The 19,825-nt window shown below is 45.9% G+C and carries 22 protein-coding genes; 19 read left to right on the forward strand and 3 right to left on the reverse strand.

What is annotated here, in order from left to right; translation table 11 throughout:
* From iolE to NZD81_RS12145, 11 genes are all read left to right on the forward strand, one after another.
* Complete coding sequence (gene iolE, locus NZD81_RS12095; RefSeq protein ID WP_282373847.1) at positions 1 to 894, forward strand: myo-inosose-2 dehydratase; 894 nt, start codon at positions 1 to 3, stop codon at positions 892 to 894.
* 14 nt (positions 895 to 908) lie between these two features.
* Complete coding sequence (gene iolF / locus NZD81_RS12100; RefSeq protein ID WP_282373846.1) at positions 909 to 2,225, forward strand: myo-inositol transporter IolF; 1,317 nt, start codon at positions 909 to 911, stop codon at positions 2,223 to 2,225.
* Positions 2,226 to 2,247: 22 nt separating this feature from the next.
* Positions 2,248 to 3,282 carry a bifunctional inositol 2-dehydrogenase/D-chiro-inositol 1-dehydrogenase gene (gene iolG / locus NZD81_RS12105; RefSeq protein WP_069150647.1) on the forward strand — a complete coding sequence of 345 codons (1,035 nt, stop codon included), beginning with the start codon at positions 2,248 to 2,250 and terminating at the stop codon, positions 3,280 to 3,282.
* A 19-nt stretch (positions 3,283 to 3,301) separates the two neighbouring features.
* Complete coding sequence (locus NZD81_RS12110; protein WP_014666017.1) at positions 3,302 to 4,171, forward strand: sugar phosphate isomerase/epimerase family protein; 870 nt, start codon at positions 3,302 to 3,304, stop codon at positions 4,169 to 4,171.
* A gap of 86 nt (positions 4,172 to 4,257) precedes the next feature.
* Complete coding sequence (gene iolI / locus NZD81_RS12115) at positions 4,258 to 5,094, forward strand: 2-keto-myo-inositol isomerase (RefSeq protein ID WP_069150645.1); 837 nt, start codon at positions 4,258 to 4,260, stop codon at positions 5,092 to 5,094.
* A gap of 20 nt (positions 5,095 to 5,114) precedes the next feature.
* A complete protein-coding gene (iolJ, locus tag NZD81_RS12120) occupies positions 5,115 to 5,987 on the forward strand; it encodes a 6-phospho-5-dehydro-2-deoxy-D-gluconate aldolase (RefSeq protein WP_282373845.1) in 873 nt (290 codons plus the stop codon).
* A 107-nt stretch (positions 5,988 to 6,094) separates the two neighbouring features.
* Complete coding sequence (yxdJ, locus tag NZD81_RS12125) at positions 6,095 to 6,784, forward strand: two-component system response regulator YxdJ (RefSeq protein ID WP_014666014.1); 690 nt, start codon at positions 6,095 to 6,097, stop codon at positions 6,782 to 6,784.
* Entirely contained in the window at positions 6,781 to 7,758 is a 978-nt protein-coding gene (yxdK, locus tag NZD81_RS12130; protein WP_095431032.1) for a two-component system sensor histidine kinase YxdK, read from the forward strand. Before yxdJ ends, yxdK begins: the two co-directional genes overlap by 4 nt.
* A gap of 143 nt (positions 7,759 to 7,901) precedes the next feature.
* Positions 7,902 to 8,675, forward strand: a complete 774-nt coding sequence (gene yxdL, locus NZD81_RS12135; RefSeq protein ID WP_065522943.1) for an ABC transporter ATP-binding protein YxdL — start codon at positions 7,902 to 7,904, stop codon at positions 8,673 to 8,675.
* A complete protein-coding gene (gene yxdM / locus NZD81_RS12140; RefSeq protein ID WP_014666011.1) occupies positions 8,650 to 10,518 on the forward strand; it encodes an ABC transporter permease YxdM in 1,869 nt (622 codons plus the stop codon). Before yxdL ends, yxdM begins: the two co-directional genes overlap by 26 nt.
* 13 nt (positions 10,519 to 10,531) lie before the next feature.
* On the forward strand, positions 10,532 to 10,879 hold the full coding sequence (locus NZD81_RS12145; protein ID WP_040081276.1) for a YxeA family protein: 348 nt from the start codon (positions 10,532 to 10,534) through the stop codon (positions 10,877 to 10,879).
* A 43-nt stretch (positions 10,880 to 10,922) separates the two neighbouring features.
* On the opposite strand, the gene NZD81_RS12150 is transcribed toward NZD81_RS12145, so the two are convergent.
* Complete coding sequence (locus NZD81_RS12150) at positions 10,923 to 11,888, reverse strand: iron-hydroxamate ABC transporter substrate-binding protein (protein ID WP_103031277.1); 966 nt, start codon at positions 11,886 to 11,888, stop codon at positions 10,923 to 10,925.
* 176 nt (positions 11,889 to 12,064) lie between these two features.
* On the opposite strand from NZD81_RS12150, the gene NZD81_RS12155 reads away from it, so the two are divergent.
* Positions 12,065 to 12,463: a hypothetical protein gene (locus NZD81_RS12155; protein WP_069150640.1), complete on the forward strand. Its 399-nt coding sequence runs from the start codon at positions 12,065 to 12,067 to the stop codon at positions 12,461 to 12,463.
* Positions 12,464 to 12,505: 42 nt separating this feature from the next.
* On the opposite strand, the gene NZD81_RS12160 is transcribed toward NZD81_RS12155, so the two are convergent.
* Positions 12,506 to 12,859 (reverse strand): hypothetical protein, encoded by a 354-nt coding sequence (locus tag NZD81_RS12160; RefSeq protein WP_103031276.1) that lies wholly within the window; start codon positions 12,857 to 12,859, stop codon positions 12,506 to 12,508.
* A 246-nt stretch (positions 12,860 to 13,105) separates the two neighbouring features.
* Positions 13,106 to 13,471, reverse strand: a complete 366-nt coding sequence (cotNE, locus tag NZD81_RS12165) for an inner spore coat protein CotNE (RefSeq protein WP_014666005.1) — start codon at positions 13,469 to 13,471, stop codon at positions 13,106 to 13,108.
* Between the two features lie 90 nt (positions 13,472 to 13,561).
* On the opposite strand from cotNE, the gene NZD81_RS12170 reads away from it, so the two are divergent.
* The 7 genes from NZD81_RS12170 to NZD81_RS12200 all read left to right on the forward strand — a co-directional run bounded on the left by NZD81_RS12170 (position 13,562) and on the right by NZD81_RS12200 (position 19,810).
* Positions 13,562 to 13,987: a DUF3255 family protein gene (locus NZD81_RS12170; RefSeq protein ID WP_148343367.1), complete on the forward strand. Its 426-nt coding sequence runs from the start codon at positions 13,562 to 13,564 to the stop codon at positions 13,985 to 13,987.
* On the forward strand, positions 13,977 to 14,528 hold the full coding sequence (locus tag NZD81_RS12175; RefSeq protein WP_172641076.1) for a hypothetical protein: 552 nt from the start codon (positions 13,977 to 13,979) through the stop codon (positions 14,526 to 14,528). Before NZD81_RS12170 ends, NZD81_RS12175 begins: the two co-directional genes overlap by 11 nt.
* 39 nt (positions 14,529 to 14,567) lie before the next feature.
* Entirely contained in the window at positions 14,568 to 15,380 is an 813-nt protein-coding gene (yidA, locus tag NZD81_RS12180; protein ID WP_282373844.1) for a sugar-phosphatase, read from the forward strand.
* 363 nt (positions 15,381 to 15,743) lie between these two features.
* Positions 15,744 to 16,730 carry a choloylglycine hydrolase family protein gene (locus NZD81_RS12185; protein WP_282373843.1) on the forward strand — a complete coding sequence of 329 codons (987 nt, stop codon included), beginning with the start codon at positions 15,744 to 15,746 and terminating at the stop codon, positions 16,728 to 16,730.
* 423 nt (positions 16,731 to 17,153) lie between these two features.
* Positions 17,154 to 18,479, forward strand: a complete 1,326-nt coding sequence (locus NZD81_RS12190) for an LLM class flavin-dependent oxidoreductase (protein WP_282373842.1) — start codon at positions 17,154 to 17,156, stop codon at positions 18,477 to 18,479.
* Positions 18,480 to 18,492: 13 nt separating this feature from the next.
* Positions 18,493 to 18,990: a sulfur-containing aminoacid acetyltransferase SnaB gene (gene snaB / locus NZD81_RS12195; protein WP_282373841.1), complete on the forward strand. Its 498-nt coding sequence runs from the start codon at positions 18,493 to 18,495 to the stop codon at positions 18,988 to 18,990.
* Between the two features lie 25 nt (positions 18,991 to 19,015).
* Complete coding sequence (locus NZD81_RS12200; protein ID WP_282373840.1) at positions 19,016 to 19,810, forward strand: amino acid ABC transporter substrate-binding protein; 795 nt, start codon at positions 19,016 to 19,018, stop codon at positions 19,808 to 19,810.
* The last annotated feature ends 15 nt before the right edge of the window (positions 19,811 to 19,825 follow it).

A 19,825-nucleotide genomic window follows, 5' to 3' on the forward strand; every position in this document is an offset into this window, starting at 1 on the left:
ATGGGCAAAAATGAAATCCTGTGGGGAATCGCTCCCATTGGGTGGCGGAATGATGACATGCCTGAAATTGGAGCGGGAAATACACTTCAGCATTTGTTAAGTGATATCGTTGTCGCACGTTTTCAAGGCACGGAGGTCGGGGGCTTTTTCCCCGAACCTGCCATCCTGAACAAAGAGCTGAAGCTTCGGAATTTACGCATTGCAGGCAAATGGTTCAGCAGTTTTATTTTGCGTGACGGACTTGGTGAAGCGGCAAAGGCATTTACCCTGCATTGTGAGTATTTGCAGCAAGTAAACGCGGATGTCGCAGTTGTCTCTGAGCAAACGTACAGCGTGCAAAGCTTGGAGAGAAACGTGTTCACAGAGAAGCCGCACTTTACAGATGATGAATGGGAGCGGCTTTGCGAAGGGCTGAATCACCTTGGCAACATTGCTGACCAGCATGGCTTGAAGCTCGTCTATCATCACCATCTCGGCACTGGTGTCCAAACAGCGGAAGAAGTGGACCGCCTGATGACAGGAACAGACCCTGCGCATGTGCACCTCCTCTATGATACAGGCCATGCGTATATTTCTGACGGCGATTACATGGGGTTGCTTGTGAAGCATATCGGCCGCATTAAGCATGTGCACTTTAAGGATGCCCGCCTGAACGTCATGGAACAATGCAGGCTTGAAGGGCAATCGTTCCGGCAATCATTTTTAAAAGGCATGTTTACAGTTCCCGGTGACGGCTGCATTGATTTTAGAGAAGTATATCAGCTGCTGTTAAAGCACAGTTATTCCGGATGGATTGTCATTGAAGCTGAACAGGACCCCGATGTTGCAAACCCGCTTGAATATGCATTGATCGCGAGAAACTATATTGATCAGCAGTTGTTGGATTTGGCTTAATGGGGACTGAACATATGGGCAATACCAATGGAGATTCAGCCTTCAATAAACGGACAATCGCGGCAGCGTTAGCCAACTATATTGATGCCGGTTCAATTGTGGCGGGCTCTGCCGGTTTATCGTTATGGGTCAGTTACCTTAAGCTGTCCGATACGCAGATCGGGCTGCTCGGCGCCCTGAGCGCAAACGCGATTTCAGCTGCTGTTGGCGCGCTGCTCGGCGGGTTTCTGGCTGATAAAGTCGGACGGAAGGCTGTTTACACCAATAGTATGTTGGTTTATGCACTAGGGATTTGTTTGGTTTTATTTGGGGTTAATTTCCCCATGTTGTTAAGCGGTTACATGATTATCGGTTTATCGGTAGGAGCTGATATTACCGCATCATGGACCATTATTGCTGAAAATGCGCCAAAGAAGAATCGGGCCCGTCATTGCGGCGTAGCACAAGTCGCTTGGGCCGCGGGGGCAGTCGTTGTGCTGCTTCTCTCTGTACTGGTTGGTGATTTGGGCCTCTTGGGGAATAAAATCGTATTTGCCCATCTGCTTGTGATTGCGCTGATTACGTACATCCTGAGAATCAGGCTTCCGGAGTCAGATGCCTGGAAGTCAAACAATCAGCCGGCGGATGCTCAAACAGAGAAGGCGGCAGTATTGAATAAGACATCGTATTTTGATTTGCTCAAGCCTATGTATCTCAAAAGCATCCTGTTTTTGATGGGTGTGTACTTGATTTGGAACTTAGCCGCCGGGGTCATGGGCTTCTTTATGCCATACATTTATCAGCAGGTCGGCGGTGTTTCTGCCAACATGGCTAATCTTTTGCAAATGGGGCTGTTTATTTTCACAGGATTGGGGGTCGCCTTGATCTTCATGCCCTTTGCCGACAAACATAGAAAAACCGTATTTGGAATCGCCGCTTTTATGGCGGTGATCGGATGGACACTGTTTCTGCTGCCGGTTGAAGGCCTGCCGATTCTGCTCCTGTTTATTGTCGTGATCGGCATTAATAACGGGGCCGGGCAGCAAGCGAACTATCAGTTATGGGCGAGTGAAATCTTCCCTACGCAATATCGTGCTTCCGCACAGGGACTGATGTTTTTCCTTGTCCGTATTTCAATAGGGATTTGGAGTCTGTTTGTCCCAATGATTATCACCAATTTTGGCATTGGAACGATGGCTGCAATTCTACTCGGATGTGTGACGGCCAGCATGATCATCGGGCTGCTCTTTGCGCCGAATACGTCTGGCAAGTCGCTTGAACAAATTCAAGAGGAACTCTACGGATCTCCTCGGAGCCAAGTAAAGCAAGGAACAGAAAGCAAAATCATGTAACCAACAGAAGGAGTGGCTGTCAATGAGTTTACGTATTGGCGTAATTGGAACTGGAGCAATCGGAAAAGAACATATTAACCGCATTACGAACAAGCTGTCCGGCGCAGAAATCGTAGCTGTAACGGATGTTAATCAAGAAGCTGCACAAAAAGTCGTTGAGCAATACCAATTAAACGCGACGGTGTATCCGAATGATGACAGCCTGCTTGCAGACGAAAATGTAGACGCTGTCTTAGTGACAAGCTGGGGGCCTGCGCATGAGTCAAGCGTGCTGAAAGCGATTAAAGCCCAGAAATATGTATTCTGTGAAAAACCGCTCGCGACAACGGCTGAAGGATGCATGCGCATCGTCGAAGAAGAAATCAAAGTGGGCAAACGCCTTGTTCAAGTCGGCTTCATGCGCCGTTATGACAGCGGTTACGTACAGCTGAAAGAAGCGCTCGATAATCATGTCATCGGCGAGCCTCTTATGATTCACTGCGCGCACCGCAACCCGACTGTAGGAGATAACTATACAACGGATATGGCTGTAGTCGACACGCTTGTTCATGAAATTGACGTGCTCCACTGGCTCGTCAATGATGACTACGAGTCCGTTCAAGTCATCTATCCGAAAAAATCAAAAAACGCGCTTCCGCATTTAAAAGATCCGCAAATCGTGGTGATTGAAACAAAAGGCGGCATCGTCATCAATGCTGAAATCTATGTGAACTGTAAATACGGCTATGACATTCAATGCGAAATCGTCGGAGAAGACGGCATCATCAAGCTTCCCGAGCCATCAAGCATTAGCTTGAGAAAAGAAGGCAAATTCAGCACTGATATTTTGATGGATTGGCAGAGACGCTTTGTGGCTGCGTACGATGTGGAAATTCAAGACTTTATTGATTCGATTCAAAAGAAAGGCGAGGTCAGCGGACCAACGGCATGGGATGGCTATATTGCCGCTGTTACAACGGATGCTTGTGTGAAGGCCCAAGAATCCGGACAAAAAGAAAAGGTTGAATTGAAGGAAAAACCGGAATTCTATCAATCTTATACAACAGTTCAAAACTAAAAAACAGAGGAGTGAAAATATGAAGTTAGCATTAGATCCATCCATGTATCGTGATGATTTAACTTTGGAGGAAACGGTCTATAAAACGGCAGAGCTTGGCTATGAATATATCGAATTGTCTCCGCGTGAGGATTTTTGCCCGTTTTATAAATATCCGAAAGTCGATTCAGCAAAGATCAAACAATTAAAGCGCCTTTTAAGGGATACAGGTGTTAAGCTTTCATCGCTTCTTCCGCTTTACCACTGGGCGGGTCCTGATGAAGACCGCCGGCAGGCAGCGGTGCGCAATTGGAAGCGGGCGATCGAAATTGCGGTTGAACTTGAAGTAGATTTGATGAACAGCGAATTCAGCGGATCAAAGTATGATCCTTTAACAAGTGAAGAAAAATTTATCAAATCCATGGATGAGCTTCTCCCAGTCTTTGAAAAAGAAGGCATGAAACTCAACCTTCAAGCCCACCCATACGATTTTATCGAAACGCACAAAGGTGCGATGGATATGATCCGCGCGCTTGACAAGGATTGGATCAATCTTGTCTACTCGACTGCGCATACGTTCTTCTATGATGACGGCAAAGGCGACATTGAGACCATGTTTGACGAAGCCGGGGACCGCCTCACACATGTTTTATTTGCAGACACCTATAATCATAAAGCGGCTCATGGCCTGCGCTACATCGTCAATCCGCCTGACGCGAAAGTAACGGTTCACCAGCACTTGGACATTGGCCAAGGCGAGGTTGATTTTGAGACGATTTTCAGAAAGCTGAGAGAGATGAAGTTCGACGGAATTGCGACGAATGCCGTATTTGCTTGGGTCGACGAAAGAGCGGATGAATCAAGCCGATTTATGCTTAAAAAAATGAAAGAAGAATTAGGTCTGGCATAAGCTGAGCATGGAGTTCGGCGGGATATGGCGAACAGCCTTCCTGCCGAACTCCCTTCATATCTAACACGCAGATGGGGGAGTCTGACATGAAACTTTGTTTTAATGAAGCCACAACATTGGAAAACTCAAACCTTAAACAGGATTTAGAGCTATGCGAAAAGCACGGCTATGATTATATTGAAATCCGCACAATGGATAAGCTGCCGGAGTACTTAGAAGACCATTCACTGGCTGAGCTTGCGGAGTATTTTCAAACTCATCACATCAAGCCGCTTGCCTTAAATGCACTTGTTTTCTTCAACAATCGTGATGAAAAGGGCCATAATGAGATCATCACTGAGTTTAAAGGCATGATGGAAACGTGCAAAACACTCGGTGTGAAATATGTGGTAGCCGTTCCGCTTGTGACAGAGCAGAAGATTGTAAAAGAAGAGATCAAAAAGAGCAGTGTAGAGGTGCTGACTGAGCTTTCAGATATCGCGGAGCCGTACGGCGTAAAAATCGCGCTTGAATTTGTCGGCCATCCGCAATGTACGGTCAATACGTTTGAACAGGCGTATGACATCATAAACACAGTCAACCGGGACAATGTCGGGCTTGTCCTTGACAGTTTCCACTTCCACGCCATGGGTTCGAACATTGAGAGCTTAAAGCAGGCGGACGGAAAGAAAATCTTCATCTATCATATCGATGATACCGAAGATTTCCCGATCGGCTTTTTAACGGATGAAGACCGCGTCTGGCCGGGACAAGGGGCGATTGACTTAGATGCCCACTTATCAGCATTGAAAGAAATCGGTTTTTCAGATGTTGTATCGGTTGAGCTCTTCCGCCCTGAATACTATAAGCTGAGTGCTGAGGAAGCCATTCAAACAGCGAAACAAACAACAGTGGACGTCGTATCAAAATACTTCAATATCTAATGGAAAAAGGAGGGGTGGACATGGCTTTTGTATCGATGAAAGAGCTTCTTGAAGATGCAAAGCGGGAGCAGTATGCGATCGGCCAGTTTAATATCAACGGTTTGCAGTGGACGAAGGCGATTTTGCAGGCGGCGCAAAAGGAGCAATCACCAGTCATCGCCGCGGCTTCCGATCGACTGGTCGACTATTTAGGCGGATTTAAAACGATTGCCGCCATGGTCGGCGCGTTAATGGAGGACATGGCGATTACCGTTCCCGTGGTGCTTCATCTTGATCACGGAAGCAGTGCGGCACGCTGCAGACAGGCCATTGACGCGGGATTCAGCTCGGTGATGATCGACGGCTCCCATCAGCCGATTGACGAGAATATCGCGATGACAAAAGAAGTCACCGATTATGCCGCAAAGCACGGCGTGTCAGTAGAAGCGGAAGTCGGCACGGTCGGCGGAATGGAAGACGGCCTGGTCGGCGGGGTCCGCTATGCCGATATCAAAGAATGTGAGCGGATCGTCAAAGAAACCAATATCGACGCGCTGGCCGCCGCCCTCGGCTCTGTACACGGCAAATATCAGGGTGAGCCGAATCTCGGATTTAAGGAAATGGAGGCTATCTCCCGCATGACTGATATTCCCCTCGTTCTTCACGGGGCATCCGGGATTCCGCAGGATCAGATCAAAAAAGCCATCACGCTCGGCCACGCGAAGATCAATATCAATACGGAATGTATGGTCGCCTGGACAGACGAAACACGCCGCATGTTTCAGGAAAACAGCGATCTGTACGAACCGCGCGGCTATATGACACCCGGCATTGAAGCCGTGGAAGAGACAGCGCGAAGCAAAATGAGAGAGTTCGGATCAGCCGGTAAAGCAGCTAAGCAGCAGGTCGGCTGAAGAGACCAGAAACCGCCGGGATGGCGGTTTTTTTGCGCGGTGTTGCGTCCATACGCCCAAAACGATTATGATGATGGCAGCAGTGTAAGAAACGGGAGTGGTTCAGTTTGAATAAAATCATGATTGTGGAAGACAGTGAAGACATTCGCGGACTATTGCAGAATTACCTTGAAAAATACGGATATCAAACAGTAGTAGCCGCGGATTTTACGGCTGTTCTTGATGTCTTTTTGCGGGAAAAGCCTGATGTGGTGCTGCTTGATATCAACCTGCCGTCCTATGACGGCTATTATTGGTGTCGCCAGATCCGCCAGCACTCCACAAGCCCGATCATTTTCATTTCAGCCAGAAGCGGGGAAATGGATCAGGTGATGGCGATTGAAAACGGCGGAGACGATTATATCGAAAAACCGTTTTCCTACGATATTGTGCTGGCGAAAATCAAAAGCCAGATCCGGAGGGCGTACGGAGAGTACGCCGCAAAGCAGGGGGAGAAAGTGGTTGAATATGCCGGCGTCCAGCTCTTTGTGGAACGTTTTGAACTGCGTTTTCAGGATGAAAAAAGCGAGCTTTCTAAAAAAGAAAGCAAGCTTTTGGAAGTGCTGCTGGAGCGGGGAGAAAAGGTGACGAGTCGGGACCGTCTCATGGAAAAGACGTGGGACACCGACATATTCATCGATGATAATACACTTAACGTGTATATCACGCGGCTCAGAAAAAAACTGCGGGAGCTGAATGCGCCTGTTTCTATTGAAGCGGTGCGGGGCGAAGGCTACCAGCTGAGGGCGCAGTCATGAAGCTGTTTCTCCGGTCTCATGCAGTGCTGATTCTGCTTTTTCTCCTTCAAGGGCTGTTTGTCTTCTTTTATTACTGGTTTGCAGGTCTTCATTCTTTTTCTCACCTGTTTTACATATTGGGTGTGCAGCTTCTTATTTTGGCGGGCTATCTTGCCTATCGCTGGTACAAAGACCGCGGTGTGTATCATTGGCTCAGCTCGGAGCAGGAAGGGACGGACATCCCGTATCTCGGTTCTTCAGTGTTTTGTTCAGAGCTATATGAAAAGCAGATGGAGCTAATCCGGCTGCAGCATCAGAAGCTCCACGAGACCGAAGCTAAGCTAGAAGCGAGGGTGACGTATATGAATCAATGGGTGCACCAAGTGAAGACGCCCCTGTCGGTCATTAATTTAATCATTCAGGAAGAGGATGAACCCGTTTTTGAACAAATCAAAAAAGAGGTTCGGCAGATTGAATTCGGGCTGGAGACGCTTCTTTATTCATCAAGGCTCGACCTGTTTGAGCGGGATTTTAAAGTCGAAGCGGTTTCCTTATCAGAGCTTCTCCAATCAGTCATTCAAAGCTATAAACGATTTTTTATTCAATACCGCGTTTATCCGAAAATGGACATTCGCGATGACCATCAGATTTACACTGATGCAAAATGGCTCAAATTTGCGATCGGCCAAGTGGTTACAAATGCGGTCAAGTATTCGGCAGGCAAGAGTGACAGACTGGAGCTGAATGTCTTCCGCGATGAAGACAGGACGGTGCTTGAAGTTAAAGATTACGGTGTCGGCATTCCCTCGCAAGACATCAAGCGGGTGTTTGACCCTTATTATACCGGTGAAAACGGGCGGCGTTTCCAAGAATCTACGGGAATCGGCCTCCATCTCGTCAAAGAAATTACGGACAAGCTCAATCATACGGTGGACATCAGCTCGTCTCCCGGTGAAGGGACATCGGTTCGATTTTCATTTCTTACAAAAATGTAAGGCTGCGTTAAGAAAACAACATAGCTCGTTTTGTTTCCCCTTGATAACATGGATTTACGTCAAGGGGATTTTTATGTTAAATGCCCCGGCACTACATGAAAGCAGCCCAGATCAACAAGAATAAAATCATAAGGAGGATTCTCATGGCGAATATGCTTGAAGTCAAACATATAAATAAAACCTATAAAGGACAAGTATCTTATCAAGCCTTAAAGCAAATTTCATTTTCAATAGAAGAAGGCGGGTTCACGGCGGTGATGGGGCCGTCCGGGTCCGGAAAAACAACGCTTTTGAATATCATTTCAACGATTGACCGTCCAGATTCAGGCGATATCCTGATTCACGGAGAAAACCCGCATCGCCTGAAGCGGACAAAGCTCGCTCATTTCCGCCGCAAGCAGCTCGGATTTGTGTTTCAGGATTTCAATCTTCTGGACACGCTGACAATCGGTGAAAATATCATGCTGCCGTTAACGCTTGAAAAAGAAGCGCCGTCTGTCATGGAAGAAAAACTGCACGCCATCGCGGCAAAGCTCGGTATCGAAAACCTGCTTAACAAACGGACGTTTGAAGTATCCGGAGGCCAGCGTCAGCGGGCCGCCATTGCAAGAGCGGTCATTCATAAGCCATCACTCATTCTGGCTGATGAACCGACGGGAAACCTTGATTCCAAAGCGTCAAAAGACGTCATGGAAACGATGCAGAGCCTAAATCAGGATGATCATGTCACGGCTTTGATGGTGACCCACGATCCGGTTGCGGCAAGCTACTGCCGCCGCGTCATCTTTATAAAAGACGGCGAATTGTTTAATGAGATTTACCGCGGAGAAAACCGCCAAGTCTTTTATGAACAAATTCTTGATGTGCTGTCTATGCTGGGAGGAAACGCAAATGACCTTTCTTCAGTTCGCTTATAAAAACGTCACGAGAAACAAAAGGGCCTATCTTGCATTCTTTTTAAGCAGCGCCTTTTCCGTTTTGATTTTCTTTACCTTTGCGATGTTCCTGTTTCATCCGGCATTAAAGGAAGGCTACCTGAATAACATCGCCAAAAAAGGCTTAACCGCTGCGGAATGGATGATCTTTGTTTTTTCTTTCTTATTTGTTCTGTATTCGGTTAATGCATTTTTGAAATCGAGAAATAAAGAATTCGGCATTTTGCTTATGCAGGGTATTACGCCGGTGCAGCTGAGAAAGCTCATTACAGCGGAAAACATGATCATTGGCGTCATGTCGATTGCAGCCGGGATTATCGGAGGATTCATTTTTTCAAAGACGTTCTTTACGGTCGGCGCTTATATTTTAGAAATGGACGCGCTGCCTCTGTATATGCCTTGGAAAGCGCTAGGCATTACGGCCGGCGGATTTCTGCTCTTATTTTTCCTTTTATCGCAGTTTACGATCCTTTTTGTCAGATCAAATACCGTTATCAAATTAATAAAGGGCACTGACAAGATCAAGCCGGAGCCGAAGCCGTCCGTGCTTCTGTCCTTATTCGGCATCGCCTGCCTTTGCGGCGGGTACGGAATGGTTCTGAAAGGCAATGTTCACGGGACTCAACCGTTTATCATTTTACTGCTCACCGTCATCGGTACGTATTTCTTTTTCAGCCAAAGCAGCATCTGGATTCTGCGCGCGTTGAAGAAGTGGAAAACCTTTTATTTGCGCGGGAAAAATGTCATTTGGGTTTCTGATCTTGTCTATCGTTTAAAAGACAACGCCCGCCTGTTCTTTATTGTCAGCATTATTTCCGCGGTTGCGTTTACGGCGACAGGCGTGCTCGCCATGTACAAATCGACTGTCGGGGCTGAAGAGTCCGCTTATGAGATGGAATATATATCTTTCAGCAACAATCCAAAAGAACAGACTCATTTGAAAGATATTGACCATGAACTGAAAACACACGGCTTTACGTATAAGAAAGACAAAATAGATGTTTCCTATGTTCGCTATCAGGAAGGAGAAACTGTTCCCCCTGTTTACATGATCAGCGAATCGGATGTATCAAAATACTTCCATGTTAAGCTGAACGGCCTGAAAAATGATGAGGCTGTCTATTTTCCGGGCACGTATGATCGCAATTTCAAAAACGAAGCGCCGGATCAGCTGAAGCTGCTGAATCAAAAAGGCAAGCCGTCTGATCAAAAACTGTCGGTAAAAGAAGTCCAAAAACCGCTGATTTCATTGAATGCTATCATCGCGGTTAACGATCAAACCTTTGATCAGCTTAAATCACTAGGTGATAAAGCGTCATTATACGGCTACAGCTATGATCATTGGAAAGACAGTCTTGGGATCAGCCAATCCTTGAAAAATGAGATTTACGGCAACTATATCGACGTGCATTCTGATTTTATGGCAAAAGCCGGTACTTACTATGATACGGTGCAGCTGCCGAGCTTGAGTTTATTCATCGGGCTGTTTATCGCGATCGTCTTCTTTGTCGCTGCAGCAAGTTTCTTATATTTCAGGCTGTTCACCGATTTAGATGAAGATCGGGAGCGCTACCGTTCACTGGCCAAAATCGGCCTGAGTGAGCGTGAAATGTCACAAAGCGTGACGATACAATTGGCGATTCTCTTTTTCTTTCCATTTGTCATTGCCGTCATGCATACGCTGTTTGCCCTGAGAACATTGGCCGTCGAAGGCTATTCCGATGTAGCGGGTCCGCTCAGTCTCACGATCGGAGGGTTTTTCATTTTTCAGCTTTTGTTCTTCCTCGTGGTGCGATCAAACTATTTGAAAAAAATGAACAAGTAAGGGGAGTGCAAAGATGAAAAAAGCATTGGCGATCCTGGCCGTCTTGGCGGCTGCTGCCGTAATATGCGGTCTTCTCTTTTTTCATAATGATGTTACAGACAGATTTAATCCGTTTATTCACCAGCAAGATGTCTATGTGCAGATTGATCGAGATGGCAGACATCTTAGCCCGGGCGGTACTGAATATACATTAGACGGATACAATGCATCCGGGAAAAAAGAAGAAGTGACCTTTTTCGCCGGCAAAGAGCTTCGGAAGAACGCGTATTTGAAGGTGAAGGCGAAAGGAAAGTATGTCGAGACTTGGGAGGAAGTCAGGTTTGAAGATATGCCGGACTCCGTACAGTCAGCATTAAAATGATTCATAAAAAAGGCACAGTATCCATGGGACTGTGCCTTTTTCTTTACTTTTTATTTTCTTCGGCCCGTTTGATCAGCATGTCGGCGATGATATCCACCTGTTTGCTGACAGAAATCGGATCGTACGGGTAGAACGTGTCAAAGTCATTGATAAACACGCGATTATGTTTAACAGCGTCAAGGTTCTTCCAAATAGAGGAGTTCTCCAGCTTGTCGAGTGTTTTGCTTTCGCCTTTCGGGTTGTAGTCCGTAATGAACATATAATCTGCGGCATACTCAGGAATCACCTCTTGAGAGAGCTGTTTCATCTCTCCTTTTTTGATGACATCTTGTTCAATTTTTTCAGGCGCTTTTAACCCGAGCGCATTGTATACAGCTTGGCCGCCGCGTCCGCCATTGTCATTGAATACCCAGAATTCGCCCTTGTCTGTGTTTTCATAAATGCCGAAGGTCGCATCTTTGTCGATGACGCCGGTAATTCTCTTTTTAGCCGCGTCCGCTTTTTTGTTAAAGTCAGCCATAAATGAGGTTGCTTTGTCTTTCGCTCCGGCGATATCTCCGAACATGCTGACTGTGTCCTCGACGTTTTTCGCAGTGTTATAAGGTATGACAACAGTCGGAGCGATTTTCTTTAATTTATCGACATTCTCTTCATTCATGACAACAATGAGGTCAGGCTGAAGCTCCATCACTTTTTCAACGCTGATTGGATCACCGACATCCTTCACATTTTTCAGCTTTGATTTTAAAAACGGATTATCAAATGACCACGAGCCTGAGCCGACTACATTGGCCCCGACAGAAAGCAATTCACCGGCATAAAAATCAGTGACGATGCGTTTTGGATGTGCAGGAATGTTGACGTTCCCTTTAGGTGATTTATATGTTCTCATTTCTGTTTTTTCGGAAGCAGAATCGCTTGAGCTCCCTTTAGAAGCCGTGCCGCTGCAAGCGCTGACAAACATGAGAAGCAGCACAAGCATGCCCACGAGCAATGTGTTCTTTTTCATCAAAAACCCTCCCAATATGTATGTGAATAGATTAGTAATGATTATCATTATCAATTAATAATATAGCAAGAAACCCATTCTCCGTCTATCACTATTTTCAAGGAAGAACGTTTTTTCATTTATAGGTGACGCGGTATGCCTAATCGATTATTATAGGTAAATAGGAGGAGAAAAATATGGGAATTACAAAAAGAGGTGCCGCTTGGGAATGGCTGCATAGCTGGTGGATGCTGTTTATTTTCATGCCTTTTGCCATTACCAGTTTTTTTGCCTTTTTATTTATTGGCATCAAGGTTAGAAATAGAAAGTGGATAATGTACGGAATCATTTATTTTTTCATTTTTGCGTTTGGTTTTGTTTTGCCCGATCTGCCTGGCGTTTTTGTTGTGCTCCCGTTGTGGGCTGTGACCATTATTCACGGCTTTAAAGTGCGCCCGCTGTATTTGATTCAGCTGGATGTCTACAAGGATCATGTGGAGGCACGAGCTTTTGCCGAGGCAAGAAGTGAAGCCGAAAGCAGATTTCATGCGCCGAAACAGTCTATTCAGGATATACATATTCGCAAAGAACAGTAAGAAAAAAGCTCAACACTCGCATTGTGTTGAGCTTTTTCTATCCTACTGCTGGTAGGAGTGCTGTTGAAATGGCGTATTTTGGCCGAATGGAAGTGTAGACACATTCGTATTTATCACGCTGGATTGTCCAGTAAGTTCCTGCTGCATTTGGTTGCACATGTTGACAACCTGCTGGCATTTTTGAATCGCCATGTCATGTCCGTGCAGCGCTTGTTGAATCGTATGTGCAGCTTGTTGTTCGTGGTTTAGAATTTGCTGCAGCATTTGGATGTTTTGCTGCTCCTGGTGCAGCATTTGGCGGTATTGCTGGCTGCTTTGCTGTGTTTGCTGAATGAGCTGCTGAGCAGTCTGGCGGCATTGGTTCAGCTGCTGCAAGCCGTGTTGTGTATGATGCATAAATCATTCCTCCATGTGATCGATTGACGTGAGTCGGTATTATCATGCAACTGGCATGAAAAGAAATTCTGTAAAAGAGGAACTACAATTATTTTCCTCGGCCTCTTGTCTTTGAATGAAAACGGTAAAGATTGTATACTGGGAACAAACCCTTTTTATGTAAATGTTCCGTTTTAACATATAAGAATGGCGGAAAACGAAACCCTGAATTGGGGGAATCGTATTCCGCTTTTTTTCTTTGTTTGCTCAGAAACCGCCTTCCCCTGCAGTAAATGGGATATTCAGTCTGTTTTCTACTGTGCGGAGGCGCTGATTGAGCCGATTTAAGCGGCGTGTATGGCGTTCAACAGCCTGGCTTAGCTGATTGACCTGTTCGGCAATCCGTGCAATTTCCCGATTTTGACGGCGGTCTTCGTTTGTCAGACGGGTTAATTCTCTCGACTGCTGTTCATTTTGCCGTTCAAGTGCCGCGATTCTTCTTTCCAATGCAGGCTGTCTTTCCATTTGGTATGGCTCGTATATATCCTGCTGTGGATAAGGGCTGTATTCATAGTGGCTATAGTAAGGTTCCTGCTGAGGCAGCTGTGGGCTGTAATATTGATAAGGGTTCATTATGATCAATCTCCTTGTGGGTGAATTCCTTATAACTTATGTAGTCATTGGCACAGTGCCACGGCATTCGCCTAAAAAAAGGAGGAAAGGATGGGGATCTCCTTGAAAAACAAATATGGCATTTTGTTATTTATTGCTGTATGCATGATGGTATCCGGCTGCCAGCAGCAAAAAGAAGAGACGCCGTTTTATTACGGAACGTGGGATGAGGGAATTGCTCCCGGGCCAACGGACGGCGTGAAATCAGCAACGGTCACATTTACCAAAGACGAGGTTGTGGAAACGGAAGTGATGGAAGGAAGAGGAGAGGTTCAGCTGCCTTTTATGGCATACAAGGTAATTTCCCAAAGCGCTGACGGGTCTATCGAGATTCAGTATCTCGGTCCCTATTATCCGCTCAAAAGCACGCTGAAAAGAGGAGAAAACGGGACGTTGATATGGGAGCAAAATGGACAGACAAAAACGATGACAAGAATCGAATCAAAGACCGGCAGGGAGGAAAAAGATGAGACATAAAAAAGCTGAAAGACTGGTGGCAGCGGGACTTGTTTTACATATCATTCAGTGGATATTTATATTTTGGGCTTTTCTCAAGGTCAAACATTTATTTAGTGACTATACGATCTATAACCCTAATGTCATCAGCGGCTCCATGCAGTCCTTATCGTTTATACAAATGATGCGCGCTATGGTGTACTCAGGGGCAATCGTGAATTATGTGTTGTTTTTTGCCCTTGTATTGCTTATTTATGGCATCGTGCTTCATGCCATCCTGATCGTTCTGGAAATGGCGGCTTACGTTATGATCAAACGGAATCCTGCATCTTCATGGAGGTTCTTTTTCATCGCGGCGGGTGTGAAGCTTGCCATCTTGAATATAACCGGCATTCCGTTTTTAGCTGCCGGCTTTATGCTGATGAAACAGAAAAAAGCAGAAAACGTCGTGAAAACAGAAAGAAAGCGGGAACCACGAAAACGTATCCGAAGACAAGGGCGGCGTCTAATCCGGAGAAAACCATCTCTTCCGGTTGAATATCAAAAAGGAAAAACGATATGATGGGACTATAGACTGAAAACGACATGAAGGAGATGCAGGATGTACAAACTCATTGCAATTGATATGGATGGAACACTTTTAAATGATCATCATGAAGTAACAGAGGAGGTCCGCGACGCGCTTCACGCGGCAAAAGCGGAAGGTGTCAAAATCGTGCTTTGCACCGGCCGGCCTATCGGGGGTGTGCGGAGATACTTAGATGAACTGAATTTAATTGAAGAAGGCGACTATGTCATCGCGTATAATGGAGCGCTTGTTCAAAATACGCATACAAATGAAGTGGTCTCAGAGCTGTCTCTCGGTTATGATGATTTGGCTTCATTATATGACCTGAGCTTAGAGCTGAAGACGCCGATGCATTTCTTTGATTCATCTCATTTGTATACGCCTAATCGGGATATTAGCGAATTTACCGTATATGAATCCTATGTGACACAGGTGCCGCTTCATTTCCGCAAGATTGACGAGGTGCCTAAAGATATCCTCATCCCGAAAGTGATGTTTATTGATCAACCGGAGAACTTAAGCCGCGTCATTACGTCGATTCCAAAAGACGTGAGAGAAAAATATACAATGGTCAGAAGCGCGCCGTTCTTTTACGAAATTCTGCACCCGGAAGCCAGCAAAGGAAATGCTGTACGCCAGCTGGCACAGCTGCTTGGAATTGAACAGGCGGAAGTCATGTGCATAGGCGACAACGGGAACGACCTGACAATGATCGAATGGGCGGGCTGCGGGGTGGCCATGGCAAACGCCATCCCAGAAGTATTGGAAGCCGCGAACTTTCAAACACGCTCCAATAATGAACATGGGGTTGCGCATGCAATTCACGAGCTTGTTTTGGCGAAATAATAATGAAATCCAGCCTTTAAGGCTGGATTTTTTGTTATGTTGTGCCCGGCCGGTCTGTAAGCGCCATGAGGCCTTTTTGCGGAATGGACGCTACAACTTCTTTTCCTGCTGCCTTATAATATCAGCGATTGATCATGAAACTGCAACTTTTCTGATTGGCTTTGATACAGCAGGGGCTACTAAAAATAAAAAGGAAGCTTTCACCATAAACATCAGCATAGTACATTGAAAGAATCTCTTCGTCTTTATGTTGGAAGACGATGTCAATCTTTTGACGAATCTCTTTGTCTTTCGTTATGCTGATAAAACAAGTTGTTCACAAAATGTATGATTTTAGCCTGAATGGAAAGGGGACTGGATCAGATGTGCACAAGTCTTACATTGGAAACTGCTGACCGGAATCATTTATTAGCGAGAACAATGGATTTTGCATTTCAGCTGGGGACGGAGGTCATTCTCTATCCGCGCCGTTACAGCTGGAAGAGTGAAGCTGACGGAAAGGTGCATCAAACACAGTACGCGTTTATCGGTATGGGGAGAAAACTTGGAAATGTATTATTTGCCGACGGAGTTAATGAAAGCGGTTTATCTTGTGCGGCGCTTTATTTTATGGGGTATGCGGAGTACGAAAAAACGCTTCGGGGAGACGGCGTTCATATTGCCCCGCATGAATTTGTAACATGGGCGCTATCAGTTTGTAAGTCTTTGGATGACGTAAAAGAAAAGATCCACTCTTTAACGATTGTGGAGAAGAAATTAGATCTATTGGATACCGTTTTACCGCTGCACTGGATATTGTCAGACCGGACGGGACGCAGCCTGACGATCGAACCGAGAGCAGACGGCATCAAAATCTATGACAATCAACCAGGTGTCATGACGAACAGCCCCGACTTTTTATGGCATGTGGCCAATCTTCGGCAATATATAGGATTACGGCCGAAACAATTCGAGAGCAAGGAGTTGGGCGGATTGATGCTGTCCGCTTTTGGCCAAGGCTCGGGTACAGTGGGGCTGCCGGGAGATTATACACCGCCTTCACGGTTTGTCAGAGCTTGTTTTCTGAAAGAACATCTAGAGCCTGCGGCAGATGAAACGAAAGGTGTATCAGCAGCTTTTCAGCTTTTGGCAAACATGGCGATACCCAAGGGTGTTGTGATAACGGAAGAAGACGAAATTGATTATACGCAATACACTTCTGTGATGTGCAGCGACACGGGAAACTACTACTTTCACCACTACGACAATCGGCAAATCCAAAAAGTAAGTTTATTTCATGAAGACCTAGACCGCCTTGAGCCTAAAGTGTTTTCTGCTAAAGCGGAAGAAAGTATTCTAGAACTTAATTAAGATACAATGAGCTGATTTCGGTATGAATCCGGGATCAGCTCATTTTTTTATGTGATGTCTCAGCTTCTGAATGAGTGACAAAATGAACCGTTCTGCGACGGCGATCACGCGCGTTTATTAGCAAAGAGCAAAAGCGACGGCAAAACGCGTATGGTCGGAAGTACAGATATGCATTTATATAAAACTTTGAATCAAAACGAGTCTCAGCATCATCAGGCTGTTTTGTAAGGATACAGGTTGCACAAATGCCGTCCCATGATGCTGCGAGATTCTTTTCAGCTTAAAAAGAAAAATTTGATCTTAACTCATTGACAAACGTCCAAGACAAAGGTACATTTTGATTTATTCATATTAAACGACTAGGAATATAGGAGTTTATTTTTCGGATTATTCAGCCTAAAACATGATAAAAGGAGTATCGTCATGACAAGCAAAAAGAAACAAATCAAATTAGGGGTATTTTTAGCAGGCACAGGCCATCACGTCGCGTCTTGGCGGCACCCCGACGCGCCTTCAGATGCGAGTATGAACTTGGATTATTTTAAAGAGCTGGCGAAAACAGCGGAGCGGGGCAAGCTGGATATGCTGTTTTTAGCAGATAGCCTATCAATTGACAGTAAATCACATCCAAATGTATTAACAAGGTTTGAGCCATTCACCTTGCTCTCTGCCCTGGCGCAGGTCACATCAAGAATCGGACTGACAGCAACAGCCTCCACTACATATAGCGAGCCGTTTCACATTGCCAGACAGTTTGCGTCATTGGATCATCTGTCCAACGGCCGTGCCGGATGGAACGTCGTCACTTCTTCGATTGAATCAACAGCGCTGAATTTCAGCGGTGAAAAACACCTTGAACACCATTTGCGCTACAAGCGGGCAGAGGAATTTGTCGAGGTTGTAAAGGGGCTTTGGGATTCATGGGAAGAGGGCGCCTTTATCCGCAATAAAGAAACAGGTGAATTCTTTGAGAAGGAAAAAATGCATGAGCTGAACCACAAAGGAGAATATTTCTCTGTTCGCGGGCCACTGAACGTTTCAAGAACGCCGCAGGGCCAGCCAGTCATTATCCAGGCAGGATCATCAGGAGACGGAAAAGCGCTGGCTGCCAGAACAGCAGAAGTGATCTTCACAGCGCAAAACCACCTGGAATCCGCTCAAGAATTTTATCAATCCATTAAAGAACAGGCTGCGGAATTCGGACGTGATCCAGAGAAAATCGCCATCATGCCGGGTATTTTCCCGATCATTGCTGATACCGAAGAAGCAGCGAAAGCCAAATACAAGGAGCTTCAAGACCTGATTATTCCATCCGTCGGTCTGCAAATTCTCCAAAATTATTTAGGCGGAATTGATTTGTCTGCGTATCCGCTTGACGGGCCGCTGCCGAAGCTTGACGCAGAAGCTTCCAATGCGGTGAAGAGCCGCTTCAAGCTTGTTCAGGAAATGGCTGAACGGGACAATATGACGATACGCGAGCTTTACAAATACGTTGCAGGCTCCAGAGGACACCATATCTTCGTCGGCACGCCGGAGCAGCTCGCTGACAAGATGCAGGAATGGGTGGAAAAGGAAGCGTGTGACGGGTTTAATATCATGCCTCCGCTTCTACCAGAAGGAATTGAAGTGTTTGTTGATCAAGTGGTTCCGATTTTACAGGAGCGCGGCGTGTTCAGAAAAGATTATGAAGGCACAACATTAAGAGAGCACTTCGGTTTGGAAAAGCCGGTCAACCGCTATGCAAAGTAAGGAGGAACGCTAGATGAAGCCACAATATCGCCTTGCAGTTGAACGTGATGCTGAACAGCTTCTCGAGCTGACATTGCGGGCTTATGAACCGATTCGAAAGCTCGGCATTCGTTTTGCCGCCGCTCATGCGGATTTGGATTTGGTGCTGAAAAATATCCGGAAAAACGCCTGCTACGTCATGGAAGAAGACGGGCGGATCATCGCGACCATCTCCTTAAGAATGCCGTGGGGACAGCAGCCGGGACCGTATGGCGTTCCGCATATCTGGTGGTTCGCTGTGGAGCCTGACACCGGTAAAAAAGGAATCGGAACAAAGCTGCTTCAATGGCTGGAGGAAACAATCCTCCGCGATACGTTAAAGGTTCCGTTTGTCTCACTCGGAACAGCGGATAAGCATCCGTGGCTGATTGAGATGTACGAACGAAAAGGGTATGTCCGCGCAGGTGAACAAGACCTTGGCAAAGGGCATATCACAGTTTATATGAAAAAACAATTGCGACATGATCTATAAAAAAAAGAAAAGGCGGGAAAATCAAATGAAAATGAAAAAATGGACTTTGCTGGTCGTTGCTGCATTATTAGCGGTGCTCTCCGCTTGCGGCAATGGAAACAGCAGCAGTAAAGAGGATGACAATGTGCTTCATGTCGGTGCGACAGGACAAAGTTACCCATTTGCTTATAAAGAAAACGGAAAGCTGACAGGTTTTGACGTTGAAGTGATGGAAGCGGTCGCTAAGAAAATTGATATGAAACTGGACTGGAAGCTGCTTGAATTCAGCGGGCTGATGGGAGAGCTTCAAACAGGCAAGCTTGACACCATTTCCAACCAGGTAGCTGTGACAGACGAACGCAAGGAAACGTATAACTTTACGAAACCATACGCTTATGCGGGAACACAGATTGTCGTCAAAAAAGACAATACAGATATCAAATCAGTAGACGATTTAAAAGGGAAGACAGTCGCGGCCGTTCTCGGTTCAAACCACGCGAAAAACCTTGAAAGCAAAGATCCTGATAAAAAAATCAATATCAAAACGTACGAAACACAAGAGGGCACGCTGAAGGATGTTGCGTACGGCCGTGTTGACGCTTATGTTAACAGCCGAACTGTATTGATCGCGCAAATCAAGAAAACCGGTTTACCGTTAAAGCTTGCCGGAGATCCGATTGTTTACGAACAGGTTGCATTCCCATTCGTCAAGGACGATGCGCACGACAAGCTCCGCAAAAAAGTCAATAAGGCGCTTGATGAATTGCGTAAAGACGGAACACTGAAAAAACTCTCTGAAAAATACTTTAATGAAGATATCACAGTAGAACAGAAGCATTAAGAAACGGCGGTGAAT

Source organism: Bacillus sp. B.PNR1 (assembly GCF_030386235.1).
GTDB classification, from domain to species: domain Bacteria; phylum Bacillota; class Bacilli; order Bacillales; family Bacillaceae; genus Bacillus; species Bacillus stercoris.

Coding starts and splice junctions, on each gene's coding strand:
- iolE (WP_282373847.1), top strand. CDS start 1: ATGGGCAAAAATGAAATCCTGTGGGGAATCGCTCCCATTGGGTGGCGG.
- iolF (WP_282373846.1), top strand. CDS start 909: ATGGGCAATACCAATGGAGATTCAGCCTTCAATAAACGGACAATCGCG.
- iolG (WP_069150647.1), top strand. CDS start 2,248: ATGAGTTTACGTATTGGCGTAATTGGAACTGGAGCAATCGGAAAAGAA.
- NZD81_RS12110 (WP_014666017.1), top strand. CDS start 3,302: ATGAAGTTAGCATTAGATCCATCCATGTATCGTGATGATTTAACTTTG.
- iolI (WP_069150645.1), top strand. CDS start 4,258: ATGAAACTTTGTTTTAATGAAGCCACAACATTGGAAAACTCAAACCTT.
- iolJ (WP_282373845.1), top strand. CDS start 5,115: ATGGCTTTTGTATCGATGAAAGAGCTTCTTGAAGATGCAAAGCGGGAG.
- yxdK (WP_095431032.1), top strand. CDS start 6,781: ATGAAGCTGTTTCTCCGGTCTCATGCAGTGCTGATTCTGCTTTTTCTC.
- yxdL (WP_065522943.1), top strand. CDS start 7,902: ATGGCGAATATGCTTGAAGTCAAACATATAAATAAAACCTATAAAGGA.
- yxdM (WP_014666011.1), top strand. CDS start 8,650: ATGACCTTTCTTCAGTTCGCTTATAAAAACGTCACGAGAAACAAAAGG.
- NZD81_RS12145 (WP_040081276.1), top strand. CDS start 10,532: ATGAAAAAAGCATTGGCGATCCTGGCCGTCTTGGCGGCTGCTGCCGTA.
- NZD81_RS12150 (WP_103031277.1), bottom strand. CDS start 11,888: ATGAAAAAGAACACATTGCTCGTGGGCATGCTTGTGCTGCTTCTCATG.
- NZD81_RS12155 (WP_069150640.1), top strand. CDS start 12,065: ATGGGAATTACAAAAAGAGGTGCCGCTTGGGAATGGCTGCATAGCTGG.
- NZD81_RS12160 (WP_103031276.1), bottom strand. CDS start 12,859: ATGCATCATACACAACACGGCTTGCAGCAGCTGAACCAATGCCGCCAG.
- cotNE (WP_014666005.1), bottom strand. CDS start 13,471: ATGAACCCTTATCAATATTACAGCCCACAGCTGCCTCAGCAGGAACCT.
- NZD81_RS12170 (WP_148343367.1), top strand. CDS start 13,562: ATGGGGATCTCCTTGAAAAACAAATATGGCATTTTGTTATTTATTGCT.
- NZD81_RS12175 (WP_172641076.1), top strand. CDS start 13,977: ATGAGACATAAAAAAGCTGAAAGACTGGTGGCAGCGGGACTTGTTTTA.
- yidA (WP_282373844.1), top strand. CDS start 14,568: ATGTACAAACTCATTGCAATTGATATGGATGGAACACTTTTAAATGAT.
- NZD81_RS12185 (WP_282373843.1), top strand. CDS start 15,744: ATGTGCACAAGTCTTACATTGGAAACTGCTGACCGGAATCATTTATTA.
- NZD81_RS12190 (WP_282373842.1), top strand. CDS start 17,154: ATGACAAGCAAAAAGAAACAAATCAAATTAGGGGTATTTTTAGCAGGC.
- snaB (WP_282373841.1), top strand. CDS start 18,493: ATGAAGCCACAATATCGCCTTGCAGTTGAACGTGATGCTGAACAGCTT.
- NZD81_RS12200 (WP_282373840.1), top strand. CDS start 19,016: ATGAAAATGAAAAAATGGACTTTGCTGGTCGTTGCTGCATTATTAGCG.